This window comes from Paraburkholderia flava, assembly GCF_004359985.1.
GTDB lineage: Bacteria > Pseudomonadota > Gammaproteobacteria > Burkholderiales > Burkholderiaceae > Paraburkholderia > Paraburkholderia flava.
In genome coordinates, this window is the sequence record NZ_SMRO01000002.1 from 1,350,602 (window position 1) to 1,376,962 (window position 26,361).

Sequence of the window (26,361 nt, forward strand, 5' to 3'; positions counted from 1 at the left end):
AGGGGAAAGGATGACGATTTCGCGCCAGGTGCTGTTCGGCAAGCTCGGTGTTCTGCTCTATCGCGGTATCGAATCGGCTACCGGTTTCTGCAAGCTGCGTGGCAACCCGTATGTTGAGCTTGTTCACTGGCTGCACCAGATGTTCCAGCAGCCCGACAGCGACCTGCGCCGGATCGTGCGCCACGCGGCGATCGACAGCGACGTGCTCGAACGCGACTTCGCCCGCGCGCTTGCCGCATTGCCGGCTGGGGCGAGTTCGATCAGCGACTTTTCCTGGCACATCGAGGCTGCCATCGAGCGCGCGTGGGTACGGGCGATCGCACGGCAGTGGACTGGTGGTTGACGAACGATGCGGTGCTGATCGACACGGCGGGTTATTACACGGTTCATGGGACTTCAGTCGACGAACGAAGTCACGACGAGCTGATGCAACTCGCTACGCGTCTGACGGCTGCTATCGATACGCGTCTGCAGGACGAATACGACACCGGCAAGCGCCGTCGGCTGGCGGCGTTGCCCGAGGAGTTCGACGCACTAATCCGACCGCTCGACGACCTGGTCGAACGGCTGTTCCTGGATTCCCGTTACGACGATACCCAGTTGCATTCGACATTGCGCGGCGTGTACTTCACGAGCGCATCGCAAACGGGCGATGAAATCGCGGCGGACCGTCATACGGTCGCACGGCGACTGGCTGCAGATCCGGAAGCGTTGACCGAAGCGTCGGCCGATGCTGCGCGACGCCCGGAAGGCAACCAGAGCTTTTTCCTGCACGATCTGTTCACGAAGATCGTGTTTCCCGAAGCGCATCTCGTCAGCCCCAATCTGCGTTGGGAATATCGTTTCCGGATGCTCAGGTTTGTCGGTCACGCGCTGGCGCTACTGCTGTTCGTGTGGCTTGCCGTCGGCCTGCGCGTGAGCTTCGGCAATAACAGCGATTATCTGCGCGTGGAGGGTCGCAAGGTGCAGGCGCTAACCGCGCATGTCACCCAGTTCTACAAGGCACCTAAACCCGAAGGCGCGCCCGACACACTGACCGAAGCGCGCTATCTGCCGACCTTTCCGACTCTCGATCTGTCCGATCCAGACAGCACGTGGCGCTACGGTCTGTACACGCCGCCGGACATCGTGACCGAAAGTCACCGCACATACGATGCACTGGAAGACAACCTGCTGCTGCCGCAAATCGTGCATCGAATGGAGGATGTGATTTCGCAGGCCGTCGCGACCAAGGACTCGAAAACCGCCTACGACGCGCTGCGCGTTTACCTGATGCTTTACGACAAGGCGAAATTCAACGCTGCCGACGTGAAGGCCTGGGTACTCGACGACTGGGCGAAAACCGACAGTGCGGCGATCTTCGGCGGCCGGGCATCGATGATCGATCACGTTCAGCAGCTGTTCTCCGGTGAGCGAATCGTACAGTCGCCGTTGATCCGCAACGATGCGATGATCCAGCAGGCCCGCGCGTTTCTCGACGGCAGCAACGCGACGGATCGTCTCTATGAACGCGCGAAGTCCGCGATGCTGAAAGAAGCACCGGACGAATTCACGCTGCTGCGCGCGGTCGGGCCGCAAGCCGGGACCGTGTTCACGCGGGCGAGCGGTCAGCCGCTGTCGCGCGGGGTGCCGGGTCTGTTCACGTTCGATGGCTACCGGAACCTGTTCGACAAACGCCTGGGAGAATTCGTGCAGGCCGCACGCGATGACGATGCGTGGGTGATGGGACGTTCGTATCTCGCGGGGCCGTCCGCTGCGGCTCAAAAAAAAACAGCTGAGATCGTGAGCGGCGCAACCGGAAGGGACGATGCGCTGACCGAAGCGGTGCGTCGCGAGTATCTGATGGAGTACGCACAGCAATGGGATAGTTTTCTCGGTGACCTCCGGACCGTGAGCGGCACGAGCCTGGCGTTCAATCTGCAGGTGCTGCGTAGCTTCGCCGCACCCGATTCGCCGCTTGCGCGTCTGGCGCGTGCAGCGGTTCGCGAAACGACGCTGACGCAATCGGTGTCCGGTTCGGATGGTTCTTTTCTGCAGAAGGCGGCTGACCAGATAAACCAGAAGACGGACAAGGCGCTCGGCATTCGCGCATCCGAACGCGTCGAGCGTGAACTCGTCGACAATCGCTTCGCGGCGCTGCGCGAAGTCGTCACCGGAAACGCCGATACGCAGGCCAGTCCGCAAGCGGCGGCCGCGCAGGCGGGCAAGACCGGCCTCAACGGCGTGACCAATCTGCTGAACGACTACTACACGGCACTGACTGTTTCGGACAACGCGTTGTCGAACAACAGCATGCCGCCGGCGAGCGATACGGCGGCGAAACTCAAGATGACCGCCGACACGATGCCGGCACCGTTCCGGGAGGTCTTGCTGCAGCTTGCCGCGGACGGTTCGCACGAAGTCAATCAGGGTATCGGACAGCTGCTGTCGCGCGAGATGCAGGCGGTGGTCGGCGATACGTGCCGGCTCACGATCGAGGGCAACTATCCGTTTTCACCCGAGAGCAAGCGCGACGTCAGCATCGACGACTTCACGCGCGTGTTCGCACAGGACGGCGTGATCGACGATTTTTTTGCGAAGACCCTTGCACCGTTCGTCGATACTTCTGCGAAGCCGTGGCGCTACCGCACATTGCCGGGCGCTACGGAGCCTGTGCAGGGACCCGATCTCGAGCCGTTCGAACACGCGAAGGCGATTCGCGACGTCTTCTTCAACGATCCGGGTCACAAGCAGCTGGCGTGGAAAGCGGACATCCGCATTCCCGAACTCGATCCGACCGTGACGAGCCTGTCGCTCGATATCGACGGGCAGACGTCGCTTTATCAGCACGGTCCGGTGGCGCCTTTCACTGTGACGTGGCCGGGACCGCGCGGCGGCGTGCATGCGGAGATCACCGCGAGTCCACGTATCCGGCCCGATACGTCGACGATCTCGACCGACGGGCCGTGGGCACTGATGCGTCTGCTTCAGGCGGGTCATGTGGTCGAGACGGCTACGCCAGGACGCACGCGCGTCGCGTTCGACTTTGATGGTCGCAAGGCAGTGCTCGATATTGCCAGCACCGGCAGCGTTGCGAATCCGCTGACGAGCGATGTGTTGAAGACGTTTCGCTGTCCGTCGTCGATGCCGGTGTTTAATCTGCCGGATAGTGGGCCGCCGCCGGGGTTGCCGCGTGGGGTGGTGCCGGGGAGTGGGGGCGCTTCTCGGTGAATGGAGGCGTGTGTGGATTTGCTTGGAGGCCTGTTCCAAAGCCGCGTCCGGCTTTTGGTTTCTTTCGCGGTTGCCGCGCGGCCACTCAAGGTGGCGGAGCGGGGTCATCAATCCGTTACTTGAAGTCGCGCTGTCGATTAGCTGGTGGACGACGATATCGCGTGGGGAAGAGCGAAGAGCCGATGTTTTGAAGTGATCGTGTCGAATTAGCGGGTGTGCTTGATCGCATTAACAATCCTCCATTAATTTTTCAAAATCATCTCCCGGCATGAGGCCGTCGATAAAATCTTGCAGGGAGGGAGCGATAAATTTGATGACTTCTCGATCATCGTCGTCTACTTCGTCTCTGTCGAGAAGATAAATTGCGCAGCCACTGAATTTCATGAGAAGTGGAAAGCCGCTTACATCAAATCCGAAAGGAATGTACTCATCCTTCTCGAACAATTTTTGATCGTCTGTGTAGCTCGTGTAGTTTGCTTCTAAGGTTGACCCATCTGGTGTCGAAGTATATTTTATGGGATAAAATCCATTAAACGTCACTCCATTTGCGTCGCAAGGGTCGACGCCTTTGGGAACGTAGTACATTTTGTGGCAGTCTGGAAAGCCACCATTTTCTTTTAAATAATGTTGGCGCAGTCTGGCCGGAATTTTGATTTCAAACTCTCTCTCGAAATCGATGAGATCATCTTCGGATAGGGGTTGTGCCGGATTGATTAATTTAAGTTTTATCATGATTTTATTTTGATTATTCTCGTGGCTTCTGAATTTCGTTATCCAAACCCTCTCGACGGAAAGTGCGCGAACACCGGATGTGTCATATTTTGTTTCGCTATCTTCGTGTCTTTGTTCTACTGAAAAGAAAGTGATCGATATTTAAAATTTTCATCGATCTTCTTAAATTCGATTCCTTTCATTTTATTGCGTTCAGCGCTATCCTTGAATCTCTGCGTGCAGACACGCTTGTTGCCGATTTCCGGTGCCATAAAAAAGGGTGGCTTCTCAGATTCATTAAATGCGATATTTTCCAGCATATCGTATTCCGGTATTTCTGGGAAAAATCTGTTCATCTCATAATTTTTTCCGTCGAGCGTCATCATCCTGGCATGAGAGGTTTGGCTCGCGTCCACGATGGAAATAAATCTATTCAAAAGGAGGAAATGAAAAATTCCATCGAGCTTATCTCCATTAAGGATTATTCTTAGAGGAGCTAGTTGGCAATCAACGCTCTGTTCGTGACAAAGATCTGCGAATTTCTGACTCACAATCGGAGTCACATTTCTGAAGTAATCGAAATCCAGTCTTTTAAGACGCTTCCATTTGATGTTCATATGAAATTCAGTATCTATTTTCTGCGCAATAGATACATTATTCCAGGGAAGCTGGATATCTGGTTGAAATTCGGCGCTCCCAACCCAGTCGTTGAGTTTTGCTGATACCACGTAAAGATTTTCTTTCGCGAATTCAGTCATCCCGTTACCAGATCAACGTGGAAAGGACCATTCCCCGGTCTTGTTCTAACGTCGCTCTAGCCCGGAACCAAAGCGACGAATACCATCGAGGCTGATTTGATAGAGGCTTCGTACACTTTCAAGCTGCCTCTGATCGCTCTTTGTTTCGCCGAAATTTGCGATCTAGGCAAGCACAAGCCGCGCTTGATCTTATTTCTCTTCACGTATTTTTTTTAAACCTTTTTCGAGTCGGGAAACATTTTCAATTTCTCCGCCTTTATCGATATAGGCTGACCAACCAGGGATGATTTTTTTGAAGAGTTCAAGCCCGTCAGGAGTTACATTGGACATTCTCAGAACAAAATCTTCCTTGATCTTCCCACCTTCGTCAAAAGGATCTGCGTTAACAAGTAAATCGTTTTCTTTAAGGAAATTGAGAAGTGATGTCGATATTCTGATGATTTGATCGCGATACGCGTCGCTCTTGTTCGCGGACAAGAGTACTGGGATGTTGTGCAAACTAAGATCTACCATGGTCATCTAGCCCTTATGACTCGTGAAACACCATCCACGGGGATTATTTCCCCAGTATTGGGATTCTTTGCAAAAGTACCGCCCATTTCCCGGATTCGCAACTCCTTGGCCAATTGGTCAAACTTAGGTGCCGTTTGGCTGGTAATTTCCACCGGACGCCAGACACCGTCTTGTCCTTTTACTACGAAGTCGACACGCCGTCTTTCCCCTGTGATCGGATCTTTGACCGACTTGCCGTTTGCATCTCTGAGGTACCGTTCGCTGAGAACGTTCTCTTTGCCGTACCGCTGCTCGAGAATGTCCTTTGCCCGAGCCTCTCGAGCAAGACCATCCTCCTTGTTCTTGATACACGCCCATCCCCATGGATCAATCCATACCAATGGATTGGGTGCGTACTGATACAGATTGAAGCCGCCCGCAAGGCTGATCGGGTCTTCATTGATGAATCGTCCAACATCTGGATCGTAGAAACGGAACGTGTTGTAGTGCAGTCCAGTTTCACGATCGAGGTATTGTCCCTCGAATCGCAGGTTTTGCGGCAACGGTACAGACCTGGCTGTGGGCATGGTCTGCCGCGACCCGTACGTCGAATCGGTTCGCTGTTCGAGTATCCACTCCTCCCGAACAGCACTCCCCCAAACCTTATACTGCGCCTGCCACACCAGCCGACCCTCGGCATCCGTCAGTTCCTCGGGCAGCCCCGACACGTCGTTATGAAAGTAATAGACGTTCTCCGGCGCCGCTTCAACCGAACTATCGTTCGCCGCCTCCGCCGGCCGGCTGTCGATCCGGGCGAGCGGCACATAACTGTCCGGCTCATACAGGTAAGTGGCTTCATCATCGCCGCGCCGTTCCTGCAGCAACCGCATGCCGTCCCACACGAAATCCGTACTCACGTAGCCGTTCGTCTTGCGGATACGCCGGCCCAGCGCATCGTATTCGAAGCGCACCGTCGAGATGCCGTTGCCTTCGACCGTCCTCACCTGCGTCAAGCGGTGCGCCGCATCGTAGACAAACTGCTGGTCCTTGCGTGGACCGTGCCCGCACAGCTTTCTCGATAGACGTCCGTAGACGTCGTATTCGAAGCGCTTGTCCTCGAACATCCTGAGCCGGTTGTGCTCGACGTAGCCGCCGGGATGATCGCTCGACACGAGGTTGGCCGCCGCGTCCCAGCGAAACACTTCGGACGGCACGCCATTACCCACCGCCTGTTCGATACGACCAGTCGCGTCGTAGCGATAACGCGTCTCGCCGTGGAGGAGGTGGGTCTTCTTCAATACCTCGCCGACCGGGTCGTATTGCCATTGCTTCTGCAGCAGCATCTCGTTCGATTCGAACGACGCGCCGACCGCGCGAACGTCATGCGCGGTCCGTCGGCCGATCGCGTCGTAACCGTATCGGCTGGCGAGTTTTCCCTGAGTACGCGATATCTCGCGATGCAGATCGTCGCGCTCGATATCGGTCACGACCATACCGTCGAGGTTGATCTGATGCAGATGCCCGGAGCCGTAATACAGCCAGTTGATCGTGCGGCCGTCCTGCAATGCGGTCGCGACACGGTTGCCCAGTTCGTCGTACCGGTGGCCGAGTGCGCCCATTGGACCGCGCTCGCCCGTCACTTCGCCGCGAGGTCCGTAAGCAAGTTCGACGCGGTTCTGCAACGACAGGCCGCTACGCGAACGATTCCAGGTCTCAGCCTTCTTCAGTTGTCCCGTGTTGCTATAGACGTAGAGCCATCGCAATCCGTCGACGTCCTTCGCAACGACACGTCCAAGTGCGTCGCGCTCGTATGCAGTGACGAGCGCTGACGACGTGTCCACGGCATCGGTTGTGCGGATGCCGTGGCCGCAAGCGTCATACTCGTAAGTCCGGCCGATTCCGTCGAGTCCCGTCTCCCGCACGACCTGATCGTTCCGGTCGTACGCGAAGCGATAGTTTTCGCGGTTTTCATTGGTGAGGGTGGCGATGCGGTATGCGCCGTCGTAGCCGAAGCGCACGACGCGACCGGCTGCATCGGTGCGCGCGGTGAGCAGGCCGCGCGGATTCAGTTCATAGCGCGTGCTGCGCTGGTTCGCATCGACGACTTCGACGAGCCGTCCCACGGTGTCGTAGCGAAATGCCTGACGCGCGCCGTCGGCGGCGACGACGGCCGTCACGCGGCCAATCGGATCGGCTTCATAAGCAGTTGCGTTGCCGGCCGCATCCGTGATGCGTGCGAGCGCACCGCGTGCGTCGTACACGAGGCGTGTCGTCTTGTTCGAGCAATCGGTGTACGCGGTCAGTTGCGCGCGGCGATTCCACTCGAGGTGTTTATAGCCACCACGCGCATCGCGAATGGTGTGAACGAGGCCGCGTTCGTCATAGTGATATTCGGTGCGGCCGCCTGCGGGATCGATCGCGACCGTGAGGTTGCCGCGGTCATCGTGCCGGTACGCATACCGGTGGTTCGCTGCATCCGTTTCTGCAACAGGTAGATCGAAGTAGCCGTTCCATTCGGTCTTTTCCGCGGCACCCAGTGCGTCGATCCGTTCGACGAGGCGTCCCAGATCGTCGTACTTGAAGCGGGTGACGCCGCCGTTGGGATCGGTGGCGCTGACCAGTTGCCGCAGATCGTTCCACTCGAGCCGCCACACATGGCCTTCGGCATCGGTGCACGCGGTGGGCTGGCGATCTTCGTTCCACTCCCAGCGCATCACACGGCCAAGCTGGTCGGTGACGGTCACGGTCCGACGTTCGACGTCCGCGTCGAACACATACGATTCGCCGTCGTCGGTCCAGTGGCGCACGACGCGCGCCTCTTTCCCGGTGCCTTGCCAAGCGTAGAAGCACTGCAGGCCGCCGGGTAGTACATGGCTCGTCATCAGGCCATGTTCGTAGGCGAAGCGGCGTGTCGTCTGGCCAGTGCGATCGGTGACGCTCGCGAGTTCGCCCGCATCGGTATACGCGTAGCTGACCAGCGTTTCTGCCGGCTCGCCTTCGACACCGCGCACCAGTTCGATCGCGGCAATCCGCTGCGACATGCCGTCCACGTGAACGAACCGCAGCGTGCGTCCGCAGCTGTCCTGCAGCCGGGCAGGACGCATCGCACCGTCGGCGGCCTCGTAATCGACTTCGATCCAGTTGCCGTTGCGGTCTTCGAATCGCCGCAGCTTTAACGTTTCATCAAATGCTGTGTGTGCGGGGCCGAAATCGCGATAGAAACCGTCGGTCGTTTCGACGACGTAGTGACCACCCGATGTGCAGATCAGGTACGTCGCCTCCGGCACGCTAAAGTGACTCGTGCCCGCGAGAACCGCCGGGAACACAGTCTCGCGACCCTGTTCGTCGTGGTACGCGATCGACTCGAGATTTCCGTCGGCATCGCGAACCAGTTTCAGTTCGACGCTGATCGGCACACTCCATCCGGGGCCGAACAGACTGTCCGCGCGATCGTCGTGACTGCTGTAGAAGCGGCGCCAGACGATCGGCAACGCGCCCGGCAGAACGAAATCGGTATCGTGTTCGCCGTCGAGAATCTTGCCGCCCGTGATCACGTTGACCGGATGACCCATCATCGTGCGGAACTTGCTGCCGATCCATCCGCCGATCAGGCCTGCGCCGAGATTCATCGCGAGACAGGGCAGGGCGCTTTTCAGCGAGCTCCAGCTCATCTTCCCGCGACCGCACAGCGCGAGCGCGATACCGATCGCTGCGCCGAGTATCGCGACCCACTTGCGTGCCGCATGAATCTCGCGCACGGTCAGCGTGCCACCGCCGTAGAACACGTCGTCGGAGCCCTTCGCGATATCCGCGTCACATGTGGTCTTGTCTTTCACGCGCGCGGCCGGCTGACCGTTGATGAACACGCAGTCCGAGCCCTGCGCGATCATCTGCGGACCGGAGTGGTTGTCGCAATGAACGGTATCGAGGTCGCTCGGGGCGGCGGCGCGTGCGGCGTTCTCACCATTGACGTAGACGTTCGGCGAACCGTTATCGATGTAGCCCTTGATCTCCGGTGGAGCGATCGCATTACCCAGCGAGTGCGCGGCGTCGTCGATTTTCTCGTTCAGCCCCGAGCCTTCCATGAGGGCCGCGACGCCGATCCCGATGCCGATCACGAGGGGCGTCGCGAGGCCGCCCGTGCCGATTTCGAGTGCGGCGAGGCCGGCCAGTACCGCGCCCTCGGCGAGCGTCGTCAGCGCCCAGCCGATACCGATGCTGCCCAGCAGCGACCCGCCCATGCTGAGCAGGTCGCCGAGGAGCGACGTATGTTCGATGGGATCGTTTTTACGTGCGGCAGGCTGGCTCATGAGCGGTCGGTCGCAGGGTTAGGCGTGAAGCGTGGGAGGCTCGGGCTGGCGCGGCTCGAAGCTGTCGAGCATGTGTTGAAGCGCGGTCTGCTGCTCGTCGGTGAGTGGCGACGCACAGGTGGTCGTCATGACCATCATCCGGCCGGCGTCGTCGATGCGGAAAATGGTTTGCGACTGATGGAAGGTGCGGCCCTGCTGTTGCATCGTGCTGTCGATCTGCACGCCGGGCAGTTGCTTCACGCCGACCGCGACGGTGCGCCGTGCAACCTCGGCCAGGTCCTTCACCTGCCGCGACGCGGTGGTCCATTGCCGCTCGATGAAGCCGTCGACGGTTTCGCCGTCGCGCAGCACATCGCGCGACACGACGAGGCTGAGCCCGCCGGGCCCGATGTTGAGCAACAGCATGTTGACCGTGCGATCGGCTGCGGCATCGGGCAACGCGAATGTACCTTCGTGGATCGTATAGTTCATGGCTCAGGCCGCAGGAGGATTCAGATCGATGCGCTTCCCGTTCACCGATACCCCGGAGTCATCGATCATGATGGTAGAACCGTTGTGCTGGAGCTTGATCCCTTCCGGCGCGAGGATGACCATGCTCGCACCCACTTTCAGCATGATGCCGCGCTCAGCCTCATAGTCCTGAGTCCCGCCGCCGCCATCCTTCGCGGGCGTCGTGACCTCGACCGTCGTTGCCGTCGTGCTGCGCAACAGCGCAACCGATTCGTTCAGGTTGCCCTTAGTGATCTGCTTCTTCTCGTCGCCGGTATTGACGGTGACCGTGCGCATGCCGTTCTGCACCGTGTGCGTCTCGTTGTCGAGGATCGTGGTGTTCATGTCCTTCTGCGCATGCAGGAACACTTCCTCGGCTCCGTTCACATCGGTAAACCGCAGCTCGTTCGCCCCTTGTCCCTGAATCGTCTGGCTGCGAATCCCCATCGTCTTGCCGGCCGAGCCGTGGTACGGATTCGACGCTTCGCCGTTAAACACGCGTCCCACCACAACGGGGTTATCCGGATCCCCCTCATTGAACGCGACAATCACTTCCTGGCCCACCCGCGGAATCGTGCTGCCACCCCAGCCTGCACCCGCCCACGGTTGCGACACGCGAATCCACATCGAGTCGGTGCCGTCGCTCTTGCCGCGCCGGTCCCACATGAAGTGCAGCTTCACGCGGCTGCCGTCCGTATAGATCGGGTTGCCTTTCGGTCCCACGACGATCGCCGCCTGCATGCCCTGCATGTACGGCTTCGGCGTGCGGCGCTCGGACCGGTAAGGGATGTCGATCGGCAGGCAGGAGAATGAATTGCGATACGGCAGATCGGCTGCGTGACGCGAGTAGTCGTTCACCGCGTGATGGCGGACGTGCAGGATCGCGAATTCCTTGTCGTTGTACGCCGACGTATCGTGATTGGTCAGCTTGAAGCGGCCCGCCGTCGTCATGCGCCACGCGAACCCCGTGCCATTGAATTTGCGCGCGAGCGCTTCTTCGGCCTGCATCGCATAGCGCGCGTAGCGGTTGCCGTCGTCGCCGTGATCGTAGAGCGAGTGGTACTCGTAGCGTTCGGTCGTTCCGATGTTCGGGTTCTTCAGCACCGTCGGCACTTCGACGTGCATCAGCGGCGTCGACGGCGTGTTGTAGTTGAAGTCGCGATAGACGATCTTGCCTACACGGAAGTTGAACGCCTCGTCCCAACCGTCGATGCCGTTCAGTTCGCTCGCGGAGCTGTCGGCGTAGTAGGGGACGCCGTCCATCTGCGGCACGGGCTGGAACACGTCGTTGCTGTCGGCGACGACGAGAACGTGTTTGTCTTTCTCGTAGCGGTACGTCCAGACCAGTCCCTCTTGCTCCATCAGTCGCGCGCAGAAGTTGTAATAGGTCTCGCCGTACATCACGATGTATTCGAGCGGAACCTGCGCGGTTTTCAGATTGAATTCGAAATCCTGGAAACCGTGTTCAGTGAATATCCCGGTCAGAATGTCGCGTGCGGTCTGGTTCTGGAAAATGCGGCAATCGGTCGAGCGCGTTAAAAACCAGAACCACGGCACGACGGTCATCTCATAGCGGGTCACGGAACCCGAATTGCCCGCGCGTCCGAACGACACGGCATATCCGTGAAAATATCGTTTATCGCCTTGCGACGACGCGGTAACCATGCCGGTCAATGTCGAACCCTGCGGATCGAGTGTGACCGACACGAGTTGCCCGACGACCTGTTCGGCTTCGATATTGTTCTGGTGCGAAAGCAGATCGAGATGAATCTCGGGCATCTGGTTCACGTATTCGTCGATCACCGCGGCATTGACGAGCAGTACGTCCTTGCCGAGCGGCGAATCCATCGTGACGAAGCGGTTGTCCTGGGTCAGCTTCGGCTGCGCGCCGGACGCGCTGTTCAGCGCATCGGCAATCGATGCGGGCGTCTTTCCCAGCAGCGACATGCCGGTCTGCGCGAGCTGGACCGCCTTCGTTGCGCCGCCGATCAGCCCGGTGCCGGGAACGCCGGCCAGCGCGCCCGCCTGGCTCGCGGCACCCGCGATCGAACCGAGGTTCGAAAGTCCGGACGGAAACAGTCCGCCCCCCGCCATACCGCTGTTCCCATTGGGTAGAAAACTCATGGAGTAACTCCGCGCGTAACCGGACTATTAATGACTGTGTTGTGACAGAGGGTGTATGAGGTTTTCGAGCCCGGAGATTATACAAAACGAACGAAGAACGGAATATTAAACAAGCGGGTATCAGGCGATTAACCTGGGGATAATCTGACGGAAAATTGTTCCGCTTGCGTATCTTGAATAGACGGGACCAGGTATTAATTGCGGGTACGCGGAGTAGTGTGGTTTAGCGTGATGAGTCGAGCCAGAATCGGGTGGTTGAAACGAATATGCCACCGGCGAAGGCTGACGATAAAACGGGCGCCCGATGCGCCCGTATCTTTAACAATTAGTCGTGACGACGCGTCACTCAATCGAGACAACGCTCAACCGCCGCCGAAAACGCATCGGGTCGCTCGAGCATCATCAGATGGCCGCAGTGCTCGATCGTCTGAAAACCCGCGCATTGCTCAACTGCCCAGTCCGGTACGTTCCACCCATCCCGCGATCGCTCACCCGCGAGCAGATATACCGGATGCCGCTCGAACACGTCGCGGACCATCGCGAGATAACCGTTGTCGCCCGTGGTCGCGACCACCGACTGCCCCATCGCACGCAGCGTCGAACCTGGCTGATGCGCGAGCCAGTCGACGGCGACGTCGCGTATCTCCGGCGTCGGATGCGGAATCGCGCCGCCGATCCATCCGGGCGGATCGCTGCGAAAACCGTCGAGCATCGCGTCCGCTTCCTGAGCACTCATGCGTCCCACCGACGCCGACCAGAACGCATCGGCCAGCGTGAAGTTACCTTCGACGTTGACGATCCGTCGAACGGATTGCGGATGCGCGTGCGCGAGCAGCATCGCAATCGCTCCGCCGACCGAGTGACCGACGACATCGACCGGCGTCGAACCGAACTGCACTTCGATGAGTCCGTGCACGTGCTCCGCCTGTGCGGGAAGCGAGATCGATTCGGGCGGCGCGTTACGCCACGCGCCGTAGCCCAGCAGATCCGGCGCGACGGTCGTGCGCTCGTGCAACGACGGCGCGTGTCCGTTTATCGCGAGCGAGCCGATGAAACCGTGAATGAAGACGACGGGCGGGCGAGTGTGCATGGCGGTCGGTCGGCTGGGATGCATGGACGGTCGTGAAGACCTTGCATCATAACCGTCGCGTGCCGCCTCGCAGCCCGCGCAGCTTTACTTCGCCGAAGCTACCGGCCCCGGAACTGTTGCCGCACCAGGAAGACGACCCGCCGCCGCGAGAATCAGATTCGCAATCGCCTGCGGATTCGACACGAGCGAGAGATGTCCCGCATCCAGTTCAATCGTCGTCGCGTTCATGCGTTTCGCGAGGAAGCGTTCGAGATCCGGTGAGATCGTTTGATCGTATTTCGACACGGCGTACCAGCTTGGTTTCGTGTGCCATGCGGCCGCCGTCGTGCGATTACCGAAGATCGTTGCCGCGGTCGGCACTTGCTCGGCATACAGCGCCTTCGCGCGTTCCGGCGTGACGCCGTTCGCGAAGTAATTAAGGAAGGCCGGCTCGGAGATGGTCGTTTCGCCGTTGTCATTCTGCACGCCTGCACGGACCGGCATCGTCGGGAATTTGCCCGACAGCGCGACGAAATCCTCGTTTGCATCGGGCGCGCGCGCGGCCACGTAGACGAGCGCCGAGACCTTCGGGTCGGTGCCGACATCGCTCACCACCGTGCCTGCCCACGAATGCCCGACCAGTACCGTCGGACCATCCTGCTGCGCGAGCACGCGGCGTGTCTCCGCATCCGACGCGGCGAGCGACGTCAACGGATTCTGTACGGCGGTCACATGCAGGCCGGCAGCTTGCAGACGCGTAATCACTTCGTTCCAGCTGGAGCCGTCGGCCCACGCGCCGTGCACGAGCACGACGTTGCGCGCCTGCACGGGTTGAGTGGGCTGCGTGGTCTGTGCCGAGGCGATCTGGAAAACGGACGATGCGCACAACGCGGCGAGCAGTGCCGCCTTGACGGTGAATGAAGCTTTCATGAGTATTCCTCGCGGACGTGAGATAGAAGCGATCGATGGCGGACACTTCGGTGTCCGCACGTGTCGATCGATGCGTGTCGTAGAGGTGAACCGCGAGGAAAGACGATTATTCCGGGGCCGCTGGATTTTTTTTCGGGCGGCGCGGGAGAGGGTGTTGGCGATGCCGACTGGGTACTGACTGAGCGGCTTTAAGCGACCTCAGGCGTCGGCGAAGCGCGCGAGCGAGAACAGCGACAGGTCCGCGTGGCTCCCGCCATCGATCACGCACTCGCTCAATGCCTCGCCGAGCGCGCTGGCGAATTTGAAACCGTGTCCGGAGAAACCGGTCGCGACGTGAAGGTTCGGATGGCCCGGCAGCCGGTCGACGATGAAGTCGCTGTCCGGCGTCATGATGTACTGACAGGTCTTGCCGATGCGCAACGCGCCCGCGTCGGGAAGATAACGCGCGACGAAGCGCTGCAGATCGTCCGCGTCTTCGGTGTGAGCGCCGAACGGGGCGATCGACGCATCGGCGTCGAGAATCTGTCCGCCGTCGTGCCGTCCGACCTTGAGGCCCGCGTTCTCGAGATCGGGGAAACCGTAGAACTGTCCGACTTCCGACGACATCGAGAAACCTGGGAAAGCCGTCTGACCAAAACGCGAAGGCTCGGCATCGAACCACGCGAAGGTCTTGCGCAGACGCGTCACCGGAATGGCGACGCCCAGCTCGCGCAGCAGCGCGTGGCTCGACCGCGCGGCGCAGACGATCGCGTGCCGCGCTTCGTAGCGCTCGCCCTGCGCGGTGACGGCGATGACGCGTGTGTCGTCGGCTTCGATATGCGTGATCGTCGTATGCGGATGCAGTACCGCGCCGGCCTGCGTCGCGAGCCGGCGATAACCGCGTACCGCTTCCTCGCAGAACAGCACGCCCGCATCGGGCTCGTGACACACCACCTGATGCGCATCGAGCCGCCATGCCGGCCAGCGCTTCGATGCGGCTGCGCCGTCGAGCACGTCGAGCCGCAGTCCGTTCAATGCCGCACCGCGTTGCACCTCGGTGATGAAGGGCTCGTCCGCGTCGCCGATGTTGAGCACGCCGGTCGGCGCGAATATCGGCGTGCCGGTCTGCTGTTCGAGATCGAGCCACAGCTGTTGCGCGCGCAGCGCGAGCGGCACGTAGCCGGCGCCTTCGCCGTACGCATGACGGATCAGACGCGTGCTGCCGTGATGCGCACCGGCGTCGTGCGGCGGATCGCCTGCATCGAGCAGCAGCACGCGTTGCCCCGCACGACTCAGAAAATAGCCTGCCGCCATGCCCACCGAGCCGGCACCGATGATCAACGTATCGAAGGAATGATTCACGCTGCGACTTCCTGTTGCCTGGTTGCCTGTTGAAGTCGGGCAGTGTAGCACCGCGAAATCGCGACGCTTCGCGGTGCACACAGGCGTTCGGGTCAGTTCAAGCCGCTTGCGAGACGAGCGTGCGCAGCACCGTTTCGAGCGATACGTTGCCCTTGAGCACCGACGCTTCGCTGCCTTCGAAATCGATCCAGCCTTCGTTGAAGCCGTCGAGCATTTGGATGCGCGGCATCGGATCGTTCATCCCTTGCGACTTGAACAGCGCGCCCCAAGTTTCGCGCGGCACGGCCTCGGCGTGAACCGGTCGTCCGAGTATCCGGGCGAATGCGGCGGCGAGATCGTTCGGGCTTGTGCGTTGCGGGCCTTCCAGTTCGACGATGCGCGTGCCGCTCCATGTCTGCTGCAACAACTGTGCGGCGACGCGTCCCACGTCGGCGGTCGCGACCATCGGCACGGGTTTGTCGAGCGGCTGCAGGAAGCTCCGGACGACGCCTTCGTCGCGTGCAGGGGCCACGTCCCACGCGGCGTTTTCCATGAACCAGCCCGGACGCAGGAACGTAACCGGCATCGGCAGCGTACGCAGCGCTTCTTCCATCAGCGTGCGCTGGCTCAGCAGATTCGATTGCGTGGCTTGTGCGCCGATCGTCGACAGGCAGACAACCTTGCCCGGCTTTGCGATTTCTATCGCGCGCTTCACCGCGTCGATGACGACGCGCGCTTCCGGAAAGCCCGGCGACGGATCGAAGTTCGACGGCGGCAGGATGAAGACGCCGTCGGCGCCTTCGAACGCAGCGGCGAGCGACGCGGCGTCTTCCATCGACGCCTGCGCGACGTCGCAGCCGCGCTCTGCCCAGATTTGCGCACGTGCCGGATCGCGCACGACGGCGCGCACAGGCAGATGTGAATCGAGCAGCGTGCGGGCGAGCGCGCCGCCGACTTGTCCAGTGATACCAGTGATCGCGTACATGACTATGAATTCCTTATCGAAGAGTGAGTGATGAATGAGCGATGAATGAGCGCCGCGATGAACCATCCGGCAGCGCGAGAAAGATCAAGCGTGCCGCAAACCGTCGTACAGCCCGGCTTCGAAGCGGCCGTACAGATCGACGATGGCGGGGTCGTAGAACGGCAACGTCTGCGTGAATAGCGTCCCGGTCACGCGCTTGACCGGATCGAGCCAGAAGTAGCAGTTGAGCAACCCGGCCCAACTGACGCTGCCCGCACTGCGGCCGTGCGGTCCGGGCTGCGTGTTGATGTCGAACGAAAGTCCCCATTGATGACGCATGCCGGGGAACTGGTCGAAGCTGTTCGACCATGCGGGCTGCGCGGTGTCCATCCGGGTCACGCGCAGATCGCCGATGTGATTGCGGAACATCGACGCCACCGTATCGGCCTGCAGGATGCGCGCGTCGCGGAAGGTGCCGTCGTGCAGCAGCATCTGCAGGAAGGTCATGTAATCGCGCGGCGTGCTGAAGAGGCCACCGCCGCCCATGAAGAACTCGGGGCGCTGGTTGACCTCGAACGGTTCCGGTTTCAGCGAACCGTCGGGTTGACGGCGCTGCATCGTCGCGACGCGCTGCTTCTGCGCGCTGCCGATCAGAAAGCCCGTGTCGCGCATGCCCAGCGGCGCGAAGATGCGTTCGCGGAAATACACTTCGAGCGACTGATCGCTGACCGCTTCGACGAGCTTGCCGACCCAGTCCATGCTGATGCCGTACTGCCAGCGTTCGCCAGGATCGGATTCGAGCGGCGCAGCGAACGCACCGTTCATCGAGTAGCCGATGTCCGGCATGCCGGTCGTGTTCTCGTAGCGGCTCAGGTTCTCGCTCCAGATGCTGTACGTGTAGCCGGACGTGTGCGTCAGCAGATGGCGCACGGTGATCGGGCGGCGGGCCGGACGAAGCTTCGGTTGGCCCGCTGCATCGAAACCGTCGAGCACCTGTGGCGCTTTCAGTTGCGGAAGAATCTCGGCGGCCGGTTGATCGAGCGACAGCTTGCGTTGCTCGATCAACTGCATGCACGCGGTCGCGGTGATCGCCTTCGTCATCGACAGCAGCCAGAACACAGTGTCTGGCGAAATGGCGGCGCCTGTGCCGGCGTTCGCGCTGCCGGCTGCACCTTCGTAGACGATGCCGTCGCGGGTCGCGCCCATTGCAACGACACCGGCGGCCACGCGGTTCGCAACCGCGTCGCGCAGCGCGTTATCGATCGGTGCGAACGCGGCACCGTATGTGCCGGGTACTCGCGGGATCGCGTCAGGGTCTGCTTCGGCGGCAGTGGCGCGTCGGCTGTCGAGCCCGCCGATTCCACCGAGCGCGGACAGGGCGGCGACGCTCGACGCGCTTTTCAACAGATCGCGACGGGACAGTTTGAATGACATGCGGGGCTCCATCGAATGATTGAATGCCGGCGCGAAAAATAGCGGCGACCGACCGATGGACTGGATCATAGGCGTCGGCGATCATTGATGGAATTGAATCGATGTCACATAATTCATGCCTTCCAAGCACGAATCGATCGGCGGAGAAAAACATGAGTTTCGATGGACGCCTGCTCGCGAACGTCGGCGTGCTGGCCGCGATCGTCGAGAACGGCAGCATGGCGCGCGCCGCCGATGCGCTCGGGTTGTCGCCGTCCGGCGTGAGTCGCGCGCTCGGCCGGCTGGAGTCGAAGATCGGTGTGCGGCTGCTCGACCGCACGACGCGTTCGGTGATGCTGACGGACGAGGGGCGGCGCTTCTACGAGGAGATCAGTCCGCTGCTCACGGGCATCGGCAACGCGGTGACGTTTACTGCGGGCGCGTCGGCGGCAGTGCGCGGAAAGCTGCGCGTGAACGTCGACCCGTTTTTTTCGCGGCACATTCTCGCGCCGCAACTGCCCGTGTTCCTGCAACGCCATCCGGAGCTTTCGCTGGAACTTGTGTCGCGCGAACAGCTCGGCGATCTCATCGCGGAAGGTTTCGATATCGCGGTGCGTTTCGGCGAGCCGCCTTCGTCGTCGCTGATTGCACGCAAGCTGGCCGACACGCGCGTGATGACGGTCGCCGCGCCCAGCTATATCGAACAGTATGGCCGTCCCGAAACACCCGGCGATCTGATCCATCACGCGTGCATCCAGATGCGCAACACGATGACGGGGCAGCCGCTCGAATGGAAATACCGGTCGGGGCGCCGGATGGTGCCGGCGAAGACAACGGGTCGTCTGTCCGTCACGGAGGCCGGGACGATGCTCGCGGCGTGTCTCGCGGGTGGCGGTATCGCGCGCTTCAAGGCGAACGGCGTGCGGGATCTGATCGCGCAAGGGCGTCTGGTCGAACTGCTGCCCGAATGGCCGGGCGAAGGATTCGCGCTGTACGCGCTTTATCCGTCGCGTCACCTGCCTGCGGCGAAGGTGCGCGTGTTCATCGATTTCGTCGTGGAGATTTTGCGGACGAACCGTCCGTAAACGGCGTGAGGGTTCTAAGTGGAGGGCTGTGAGTGCTGGAAATTTACCTGGCGATCCCAGGTAAATTCACGCCCCATACACCGTCTCATAAAACGCCGCACCACTGCGAGAGCAACGTCAGGCCGGCAATTATCACGGACCCACCCGAGATATAACGATACGTTACCCAGGACTGTTCGATGCGATCTGTTGCATCAGTTATTACAAACGTGAAATATGCGGGTAGCCTTCGTGCGCTATAGTCGAGTCAACAAAACATGTTCCCAAAAGAGGTGAAATCCATGAAGTCCGCTCGTCTTGTTACGCTGGTGATCGGGGCGTTGGCGATTGGCACATCGAGCGCAGCGATGGCTCACGTGAACATCGGTCTGAACATCGGCATTCCCGCCCCGGTCTATGTCGCACCGGCTCCGGTTTATGCACCGCCGCCGCCGCCGGTCGTGTATCAGCCGGCCCCCGTGTACGGCGCGCCGGTGTACGGCGGCCCGACGATCGTGATCGGCTGGCATGGCGACCGCTACTGGGATGGCCGTCGCTACTGGGGTCGCGACGAATGGTATCGCCGTCATCCGCCGGGCCACTGGGATCATCGTGGTGGCGACCGTGGTCGTCACTGGCACTGAGCGAGACTGAGCGGCAAGTACGCCGCACGCTCAGACAAAAAAACCGCCCGGGCAGGGCGGTTTTTTTATGGCCGGTCAAATCGCGCGACGCTAATAGAGAGGCGCCGCGCGAATCGCGTTACTCCGCCGCGGCCGCGGCCATACCCATCCCACCGACCACCGCATTGAAGCCACTGTCGACGTGCACGATTTCGGCAGTCACACCGCCGGCCAGATCCGACAGCAGGAACGCAGCGGTATTGCCGACCTGCTCGATCGTCACGTTGCGCTTGAGCGGCGCGTTGTCCTCGACGAAATCGAGAATCTGCTTGAAGCCCTTGATGCCGCTCGCCGCCAGCGTCTTGATCGGACCGGCCGAGATGCCGTTCACCCGCACGCCCTTCGCGCCGAGCGACACGGCCATGTAACGCACGCTCGCTTCGAGCGATGCCTTGGCGAGACCCATCGTGTTGTAGTTCGGCAGCGCGCGTTCGGCGCCGAGGTACGTCAGCGTCAGCAGCGCGGCGTTCGGCGACAGCATCGGCAGCGCGGCCTTTGCGAGTGCGGGGAAGCTGTAGGCGGAGATGTCGTGCGCGATGCGGAAGTTTTCGCGCGTCACGCCGTCGAGGAAATCGCCGGCGATCGCCTCGCGCGGCGCGAAGCCGATCGAGTGAACGACGCCGTCGAGGCTGTCCCAGTGCGTTTTCAGTGACGCGAACAGCGCATCGATCTGCGCGTCGTCGCCGACGTCGCACGGGAACACGAGGTCGCTGCCGAACTCGGTCGCGAATTCGGTGATGCGTTCCTTGAAGCGGTCACCGACGTACGTGAACGCCAGTTCCGCGCCTTCGCGTTTGCAGGCCTGCGCGATGCCGTACGCGATCGAACGGTTCGACAGCAGGCCGGTCAGCAGGATTCGTTTGCCAGCGAGAAAGCCCATGAATTCTCCCAATGAAGTCGGTGTGCGCTCCGCGTGGTGGTGAACGGCAGCGGACGGCGCGCGGGTTTTGGGTAGAATTCTCTCACATTGCCACAGCCCACTGACCAGCAAGGACTCTATGACAATCGGTTCGCGATGGAATGGCGCGCGTCGCGCGAAGCGGCGCATCGCGGATCGAATGCCGTCGCGGGTCCGTCGTCGCAGCGTTCCGGCGCGGTGGCAGCGTCTCATTGCGAGCGCGCTTGCGTTGCTGGCCGCGATGTCCTTCGCGCTGCCCGCGCACGCGGTCTACGCGATCGCGCAATACGGCGAGCCGAAGTATCCGCAAGGCTTCCGTCATTTCGACTACGTGAATCCGGACGCGCCGAAGGGCGGCACGCTGGTCCTCGCGAATCCGAACCGCCTGACGAGCTTCGATAAGTTCAATCCATTCACGTTGCGAGGCAATTCGGCGCCGGGCATCGAGATGCTGTTCGAGAGTTTGACCATCGGCAGCATGGACGAAGCGGCGTCCGCATACGGACTACTCGCCGATGACATCCGCATCGCGCCAGATCGCCTGTCGACCACGTTCCACATCAATCCGCGTGCGCACTTCTCGAACGGCGATCCGGTCACGGCCGCCGACGTCAAGTTCTCGCTCGACATGCTGAAGAGTCCGCAGGCGTCGCCGTCGATGTCCGCGTTCTTTGCCGACATCACGCGCGCGGTCGTCGTCGATCCGTCGACGATCCGTTTTGAATTTCGTCAACCGAACCGCGAACTGCCGCTGATCGCGGGCAGCATGCCGGTGTTCTCGCACAAGTGGGGATTGAAGCCGGACGGCACGCGCGTGCCGTTCGATCAACTGGCGTTTCAGGAGCCGATCGCAAGCGGCCCGTATGTGGTCGAGCACTACGACAACGGCCGCACGATTTCATATCGTCGCGACCCGAAGTACTGGGGCGCGGCGCTGCCGGTGCGGGTCGGGATGAACAACTTCGATCGCATCGTCTACAAGCTGTATTCGGATTCGGTCGCGCGGCTCGAAGCGTTCAAGGCGGGCGAGTACGACGCGTACGTCGAGTACATCGCGCGCAACTGGGTGCGGCGCGTGGTCGGCAAGAAATTCGACGACGGCGAACTGATCAAGCACGAGTTCGAGCAGCACAACGGCGGCGGCATGCAGGGCTTCATGCTGAACCAGCGCCGCACGATCTTTCAGGACGTTCGCGTGCGTAAGGCGCTCGATCTCGCGTTCGACTTCGAGTGGCTGAACAGCCGGCTCTTTTATGGGCAATACACGCGGGTCGACAGCTTCTTCTCGAACACCGAACTGAAGGCGACGGGCCTGCCGTCACCGGGCGAACTCGCGCTGTTGAACCCGTGGCGCTCGAGTCTCAATCCCGCCGTGTTCGGGCCGCCGCCCACGCAGCCCAATACCGATCCGCCTGGTTCGCTGCGCGCGAACCTGCTCGAAGCGCGTGCGTTGCTCACGCAGGCGGGCTGGAATTATCGCGACGGCGCGCTGCGTAACGCGAAGGGCGAACCGTTCCGCTTCGAGATTCTCGACGACTCCGGATCGGCGTCGTCGATGGATCCGGTCATCGCGCCGTATGTCCGCAACCTGCAGAAGCTCGGGATCGTCGCGACGTTTCGTACCGTCGATTTCGCGCTGTATCAGAAGCGGCTCGACGCATTCGATTTCGACGCGACGACGATCCGCATCCCCGGCGTCCAGGTGCCGGGCTCCGAACAGATCGACCGGTTCGGCAGCAAGGCGGCCGGCGAGCCGGGTTCCGGCAACCTGATCGGTGTTCGCTCGCCGGCGATCGATGCGATCCTGCGCGCGCTCGTCAATGCGCAGACGCGCGAACAGCTGCTCGATGCAACGCATGCGCTCGACCGTGTGCTGATGCACGGCTACTATGTCGTGCCGCATTGGTACAGCGCGACGCATCGCGTGGCATTCAGGCGTGGCCTCGCGTGGCCGAAGACATTGCCGCTGTACTATGAGGCGAACGACTGGATCATCTCGACCTGGTGGTTCGCGCAGCAGCACTGATACGCTCCGCTTCGTTTCTCTGACCGTTTCGTTTGTTCGATCGCCGCCTATGTGGAGCTACATACTCAAGCGCCTGCTGCTGATGATCCCGACGCTGCTCGGTGTCCTCACGCTGACGTTCGTCGTGATCCAGTTCGTGCCGGGCGGTCCCGTCGAGCAGGCCGCGCACGAGTTGCGCCGGGGCGCGGAGCAGGCGTCGCCGTTCGGCCTACGCGCGCATACCGGCGTCGACGCGCAGCAGATCGCGCAACTGAAAGCGCTATACGGTTTCGACAAGCCGCCGCTCGAACGCTATGTGCTGATGTTGAAGCGCTTCGCGCGTTTCGATCTCGGCGACAGCTATTTCCGGCATCAAAGCGTGTGGTCGCTGATCGTGTCGAAGCTGCCGGTGTCGATCAGCATCGGGCTCTGGACGTTCTTCCTCACCTATCTGATTTCTGTGCCGCTCGGCATCGCGAAGGCGGTGCGCAACGGCTCGCGTTTTGATGTGGCGACGAGTCTCGTCGTGCTGGTCGGCTATGCGATTCCGGGTTTCGTGCTCGGCGTGCTGCTGCTCGTGCTGTTCGGCGGCGGTACCTTCCTGCAGCTGTTTCCGCTGCGCAATCTCACGTCGGATAACTGGTCGCAACTGAGCCTCGCGGGGAAGGTCGTCGATTATCTGTGGCACATCACGTTGCCGGTCGTCGCGTCGGTGGTCGGTAGCTTCGCGGTCGTCACGATGCTGACGAAGAACGCGTTCCTCGACGAAGTCCGCAAGCAATACGTGCTGACCGCGCGCGCGAAGGGGCTGTCCGAACGACGCGTGCTGTGGAAGCACGTGTTCCGCAACGCGCTGCTGCCGCTGATCGTCGGGTTCCCTGCCGCGTTTATCGGCGCGTTCTTTACCGGCAGTCTGCTGATCGAGACGCTGTTCTCGCTCGACGGACTTGGGCTGCTGTCGTATGAATCGGTGACGCGGCGCGACTATCCGGTCGTACTCGGCACGCTGTATCTGTTCACGCTGATCGGCCTCGCGACGAAGTTGATCTCGGACCTCTGCTACGTCTGGGTCGATCCGCGTATTCAATTCGAACAACTGGAGCGCTGACTTGAATCGAGCCCGCGTCCGATCCGATCAGTCCGCACGCACGCAGACCGTGCGCGCATTCGTGTCGCCGTCGCCGGCACGGCGTGTGTGGCAGCGTTTCAGGCAGCAGCGTCTCGGCTACTGGAGCATGATCATTTTTATCGTCGCGTTCGCGGCGAGTCTCGCTGCGCCGCTGTGGTCGAACGACAAGCCGCTCGTCGTGCGCTACGACGGCCACTATTACTTCCCGCTTTTTCACGAGTACCCGGAGACGACTTTCGGCGGCGATTTCCCGACGCCCGCCGATTATCTCGACCCGTACGTCCAGAAGCGTCTGCAGGCACCCGGCAACCTGGTGGTGTATCCGCCGAACCGCTATTACTACGACACGCTGAATTATTTCTCGAAGGCGCCGAACCCGGCGCCGCCATCGCGCGACAACTGGTTCGGCACCGACGACCGCGGCCGCGATCTGTTCGCGCGTCTGCTGTACGGGTTTCGTGTGTCGGTCGAATTCGCGCTCGTGCTGACTGTGATCGGCACGGTGTTCGGTGTGCTGGCCGGGGCAGTGCAGGGGTTCTTCGGCGGGCGGATCGATATCGTCGGGCAGCGGCTGATCGAAATCTGGAGCGCGATGCCGGAGCTGTATCTGCTGATCATCTTCGCGTCGATCTTCGAGCCGGGTTTCATTTTGCTGATCGTGTTGCTGTCGCTGTTCGGCTGGATCGGGTTGTCCGACTACGTGCGCGCGGAATTCCTGCGCAACCGTACGCAGGACTACGTGCGTGCGGCGCGCGCGATGGGACTGTCGAACTGGCAGATCATCTGGCGTCACGTATTGCCCAACAGTCTCACGCCGGTGATCACGTTCCTGCCGTTCCGGATGAGCGGTTCGATCCTCGCGCTGACGAGCCTCGATTTTCTCGGCCTCGGTGTGCCGCCGCCGACGCCGAGCCTCGGCGAACTGCTCGCGCAGGGCAAGGCGAATCTCGACGCATGGTGGATCTCGCTGTCGACGTTCGGCGTGCTCGTCGCGATGCTGTTGCTGCTGACGTTCATGGGCGACGCGCTGCGCAATGCGCTCGATACGCGACTCTCCGATGCGATGCGCGCCGGAGGCAATCAATGAGCGCGCCGGGTGTGCACGCAGCGGACGGTCCGCTGCTGGAACTCGATCGTCTGCATGTGAGCTTCGGTGACACCGTCGCGGTCGACGACGTCTCGCTCGCGATCGAACGCGGCGAGCGGGTGGCGCTCGTCGGCGAATCGGGTTCGGGCAAGACGGTGACGGCGCTGTCCATCTTGCGTCTCGTGAACGACGCGACGATCGGCGGCGCGATCCGCTTCGCCGGCGAGGATCTGCTCGCGAAGAGCGAGCGCGGCATGCGCGCGCTGCGCGGCTCCGACATCGCGATGATCTTTCAGGAGCCGATGAGTGCGCTGAACCCGCTGTATACGATCGGCGAGCAGATCGCCGAGACGATCGTCGTACACGACGGCGTCAGCGCGGCCGAGGCGCGCAAGCGGGCGGTCGCGCTGCTGGCGCGCACGGGCGTCACCGAGCCCGGGCGGCGCGTGAACAGTTACCCGCATCAACTGTCGGGCGGGCAGCGGCAGCGCGCGATGATCGCGATGGCGCTCGCGTGCCGGCCGCGTCTCTTGCTCGCCGACGAACCGACCACCGCGCTCGACGTGACGATCCGCGCGCAGATCGTCGAGCTGCTGCTCGAACTGCAACGCGACGAAGCGGAGAAGCGCGGCATGGCTGTGCTGCTGATCACGCACGACCTGAATCTCGTGCGGCGTTTCGCGCAGCGCGTCGCGGTGATGGAGCGGGGCAAGCTGGTCGAGAGCGGTACCGTCGATGCGATCTTCACGTCGCCGCAACATCCGTATACGCGTAGGCTGCTCGAGAGCCGGCCCGAACGCACGGTGATGCCGGTCATGCCGATTGCGCCCGTGCTGCTCGAAGCGCGTGGTGTTTCGGTCGATTTCCGCACGAAGCTGCCGGGGTTTCGTGGCTGGTTTCGCGCGGGACAGTTTCGCGCGGTGTCGGACGCGAATCTGTCGGTGCGGCAGGGCGAGACGCTCGGGATCGTCGGCGAATCGGGTTCCGGCAAGTCGACGCTCGCGATGGCGCTGCTCGGGCTGCAACGCGCACACGGCGACGTCGAATTCCAGGGGCGCCCGCTCGCGAGCTATCGCGGACCCGAACGGACCGCGCTGCGCTCCGAGATGCAGGTGGTCTTTCAGGATCCGTTCAGTTCGCTGTCGCCGCGGCACACGATAGAGCGGATAGTCGGCGAGGGGCTTGCGCTGCATCGTCCGCAACTCGACGACGCGGCGCGGCGCGACAAGGTGGTCGCCGTGCTGCGCGAGGTCGGGCTCGACCGCACGGTGCTGCATCGCTATCCGCATGAGTTTTCGGGCGGCCAGCGGCAACGCATCGCGATCGCGCGCTCGCTGGTGCTCGAGCCGCGCATCCTGATCCTCGACGAACCGACCAGCGCACTCGATGTATCGATCCAGCAGCAGGTGTTGAAGCTGCTCGCCGAGCTTCAGCACAAATACAATCTCGGCTTTGTGTTCATCAGCCACGACCTGGCGGTGATCGGTGCGATGGCGCATCGGGTGGCAGTGATGCAGAACGGTTCCATCGTCGAGAGCGGGGAAGTCGAGAAGATTTTTGCGGATCCTGCGCACCCTTACACTCGAAAGCTGCTCAAAGCGGCGTTCGATCGCTGATATTCACCAATTGGGTGCGTGTGACGATTGTATTTTTCTATTTGTTTTGACACACAAATACTTACTGGCTAGTATCGACCAAACTTTTT

The 26,361-nt window shown here is 61.4% G+C and carries 18 protein-coding genes and 2 pseudogenes; 8 read left to right on the forward strand and 12 right to left on the reverse strand.

The window, feature by feature from the left end; all coding sequences use genetic code 11:
• Nucleotides 1–10 precede the first annotated feature (10 nt).
• Both E1748_RS17485 and tssM read left to right on the forward strand, forming a co-directional pair.
• A pseudogene (locus tag E1748_RS17485) lies at nucleotides 11–316 on the forward strand (type VI secretion system ATPase TssH); the annotation flags it as partial.
• A 92-nt stretch (nucleotides 317–408) separates the two neighbouring features.
• A pseudogene (gene tssM, locus E1748_RS17490) lies at nucleotides 409–3,210 on the forward strand (type VI secretion system membrane subunit TssM); the annotation flags it as partial.
• 228 nt (nucleotides 3,211–3,438) lie between these two features.
• On the opposite strand, the gene E1748_RS17495 reads toward tssM, so the two are convergent.
• The 11 genes from E1748_RS17495 to E1748_RS17545 form a co-directional block, all read right to left on the reverse strand.
• Nucleotides 3,439–3,942 carry an SMI1/KNR4 family protein gene (locus E1748_RS17495; protein WP_133648433.1) on the reverse strand — a complete coding sequence of 168 codons (504 nt, stop codon included), beginning with the start codon at nucleotides 3,940–3,942 and terminating at the stop codon, nucleotides 3,439–3,441.
• 116 nt (nucleotides 3,943–4,058) lie between these two features.
• The gene (locus tag E1748_RS17500; RefSeq protein ID WP_133648434.1) at nucleotides 4,059–4,679 is read right to left on the reverse strand and encodes an Imm43 family immunity protein; all 621 of its coding nucleotides are present in this window, start codon (nucleotides 4,677–4,679) and stop codon (nucleotides 4,059–4,061) included.
• 189 nt (nucleotides 4,680–4,868) lie between these two features.
• Nucleotides 4,869–5,198 carry a hypothetical protein gene (locus E1748_RS17505; RefSeq protein WP_205965253.1) on the reverse strand — a complete coding sequence of 110 codons (330 nt, stop codon included), beginning with the start codon at nucleotides 5,196–5,198 and terminating at the stop codon, nucleotides 4,869–4,871.
• On the reverse strand, nucleotides 5,195–9,481 hold the full coding sequence (locus tag E1748_RS17510) for an RHS repeat-associated core domain-containing protein (protein ID WP_133648435.1): 4,287 nt from the start codon (nucleotides 9,479–9,481) through the stop codon (nucleotides 5,195–5,197). Before E1748_RS17510 ends, E1748_RS17505 begins: the two co-directional genes overlap by 4 nt.
• A gap of 18 nt (nucleotides 9,482–9,499) precedes the next feature.
• Nucleotides 9,500–9,952 carry a DcrB-related protein gene (locus tag E1748_RS17515; RefSeq protein ID WP_133648436.1) on the reverse strand — a complete coding sequence of 151 codons (453 nt, stop codon included), beginning with the start codon at nucleotides 9,950–9,952 and terminating at the stop codon, nucleotides 9,500–9,502.
• 3 nt (nucleotides 9,953–9,955) lie between these two features.
• A complete protein-coding gene (locus E1748_RS17520; protein ID WP_133648437.1) occupies nucleotides 9,956–12,094 on the reverse strand; it encodes a type VI secretion system Vgr family protein in 2,139 nt (712 codons plus the stop codon).
• Between the two features lie 346 nt (nucleotides 12,095–12,440).
• Nucleotides 12,441–13,184 carry an alpha/beta fold hydrolase gene (locus tag E1748_RS17525; RefSeq protein WP_133648438.1) on the reverse strand — a complete coding sequence of 248 codons (744 nt, stop codon included), beginning with the start codon at nucleotides 13,182–13,184 and terminating at the stop codon, nucleotides 12,441–12,443.
• An 84-nt stretch (nucleotides 13,185–13,268) separates the two neighbouring features.
• The gene (locus E1748_RS17530) at nucleotides 13,269–14,093 is read right to left on the reverse strand and encodes an alpha/beta fold hydrolase (RefSeq protein ID WP_133648439.1); all 825 of its coding nucleotides are present in this window, start codon (nucleotides 14,091–14,093) and stop codon (nucleotides 13,269–13,271) included.
• A 198-nt stretch (nucleotides 14,094–14,291) separates the two neighbouring features.
• Complete coding sequence (gene solA, locus E1748_RS17535; RefSeq protein WP_205965254.1) at nucleotides 14,292–15,434, reverse strand: N-methyl-L-tryptophan oxidase; 1,143 nt, start codon at nucleotides 15,432–15,434, stop codon at nucleotides 14,292–14,294.
• A 97-nt stretch (nucleotides 15,435–15,531) separates the two neighbouring features.
• Entirely contained in the window at nucleotides 15,532–16,398 is an 867-nt protein-coding gene (locus tag E1748_RS17540; RefSeq protein WP_133648440.1) for an NmrA family NAD(P)-binding protein, read from the reverse strand.
• 84 nt (nucleotides 16,399–16,482) lie between these two features.
• On the reverse strand, nucleotides 16,483–17,811 hold the full coding sequence (locus E1748_RS17545) for a serine hydrolase domain-containing protein (RefSeq protein ID WP_133648441.1): 1,329 nt from the start codon (nucleotides 17,809–17,811) through the stop codon (nucleotides 16,483–16,485).
• Nucleotides 17,812–17,963: 152 nt separating this feature from the next.
• Between E1748_RS17545 and E1748_RS17550 the strand changes: the two genes are divergently transcribed.
• On the forward strand, nucleotides 17,964–18,875 hold the full coding sequence (locus tag E1748_RS17550; protein WP_133648442.1) for a LysR family transcriptional regulator: 912 nt from the start codon (nucleotides 17,964–17,966) through the stop codon (nucleotides 18,873–18,875).
• A 281-nt stretch (nucleotides 18,876–19,156) separates the two neighbouring features.
• A complete protein-coding gene (locus E1748_RS17555; protein ID WP_133648443.1) occupies nucleotides 19,157–19,498 on the forward strand; it encodes a hypothetical protein in 342 nt (113 codons plus the stop codon).
• 118 nt (nucleotides 19,499–19,616) lie between these two features.
• Here E1748_RS17555 and fabI read toward each other — a convergent pair whose 3' ends face one another.
• A complete protein-coding gene (gene fabI / locus E1748_RS17560) occupies nucleotides 19,617–20,417 on the reverse strand; it encodes an enoyl-ACP reductase FabI (protein WP_133648444.1) in 801 nt (266 codons plus the stop codon).
• Nucleotides 20,418–20,535: 118 nt separating this feature from the next.
• Between fabI and E1748_RS17565 the strand changes: the two genes are divergently transcribed.
• Genes E1748_RS17565 through E1748_RS17580 form a run of 4 tightly spaced genes read left to right on the forward strand, consistent with a single transcriptional unit; the run spans nucleotide 20,536 to nucleotide 26,272 of the window.
• Nucleotides 20,536–22,461: an extracellular solute-binding protein gene (locus E1748_RS17565; protein ID WP_133648445.1), complete on the forward strand. Its 1,926-nt coding sequence runs from the start codon at nucleotides 20,536–20,538 to the stop codon at nucleotides 22,459–22,461.
• A gap of 49 nt (nucleotides 22,462–22,510) precedes the next feature.
• A complete protein-coding gene (locus E1748_RS17570; protein ID WP_133648446.1) occupies nucleotides 22,511–23,548 on the forward strand; it encodes a microcin C ABC transporter permease YejB in 1,038 nt (345 codons plus the stop codon).
• Between the two features lies 1 nt (nucleotide 23,549).
• Complete coding sequence (locus tag E1748_RS17575) at nucleotides 23,550–24,656, forward strand: ABC transporter permease (RefSeq protein WP_133648447.1); 1,107 nt, start codon at nucleotides 23,550–23,552, stop codon at nucleotides 24,654–24,656.
• Nucleotides 24,653–26,272: an ABC transporter ATP-binding protein gene (locus tag E1748_RS17580; RefSeq protein ID WP_133648448.1), complete on the forward strand. Its 1,620-nt coding sequence runs from the start codon at nucleotides 24,653–24,655 to the stop codon at nucleotides 26,270–26,272. Before E1748_RS17575 ends, E1748_RS17580 begins: the two co-directional genes overlap by 4 nt.
• The last annotated feature ends 89 nt before the right edge of the window (nucleotides 26,273–26,361 follow it).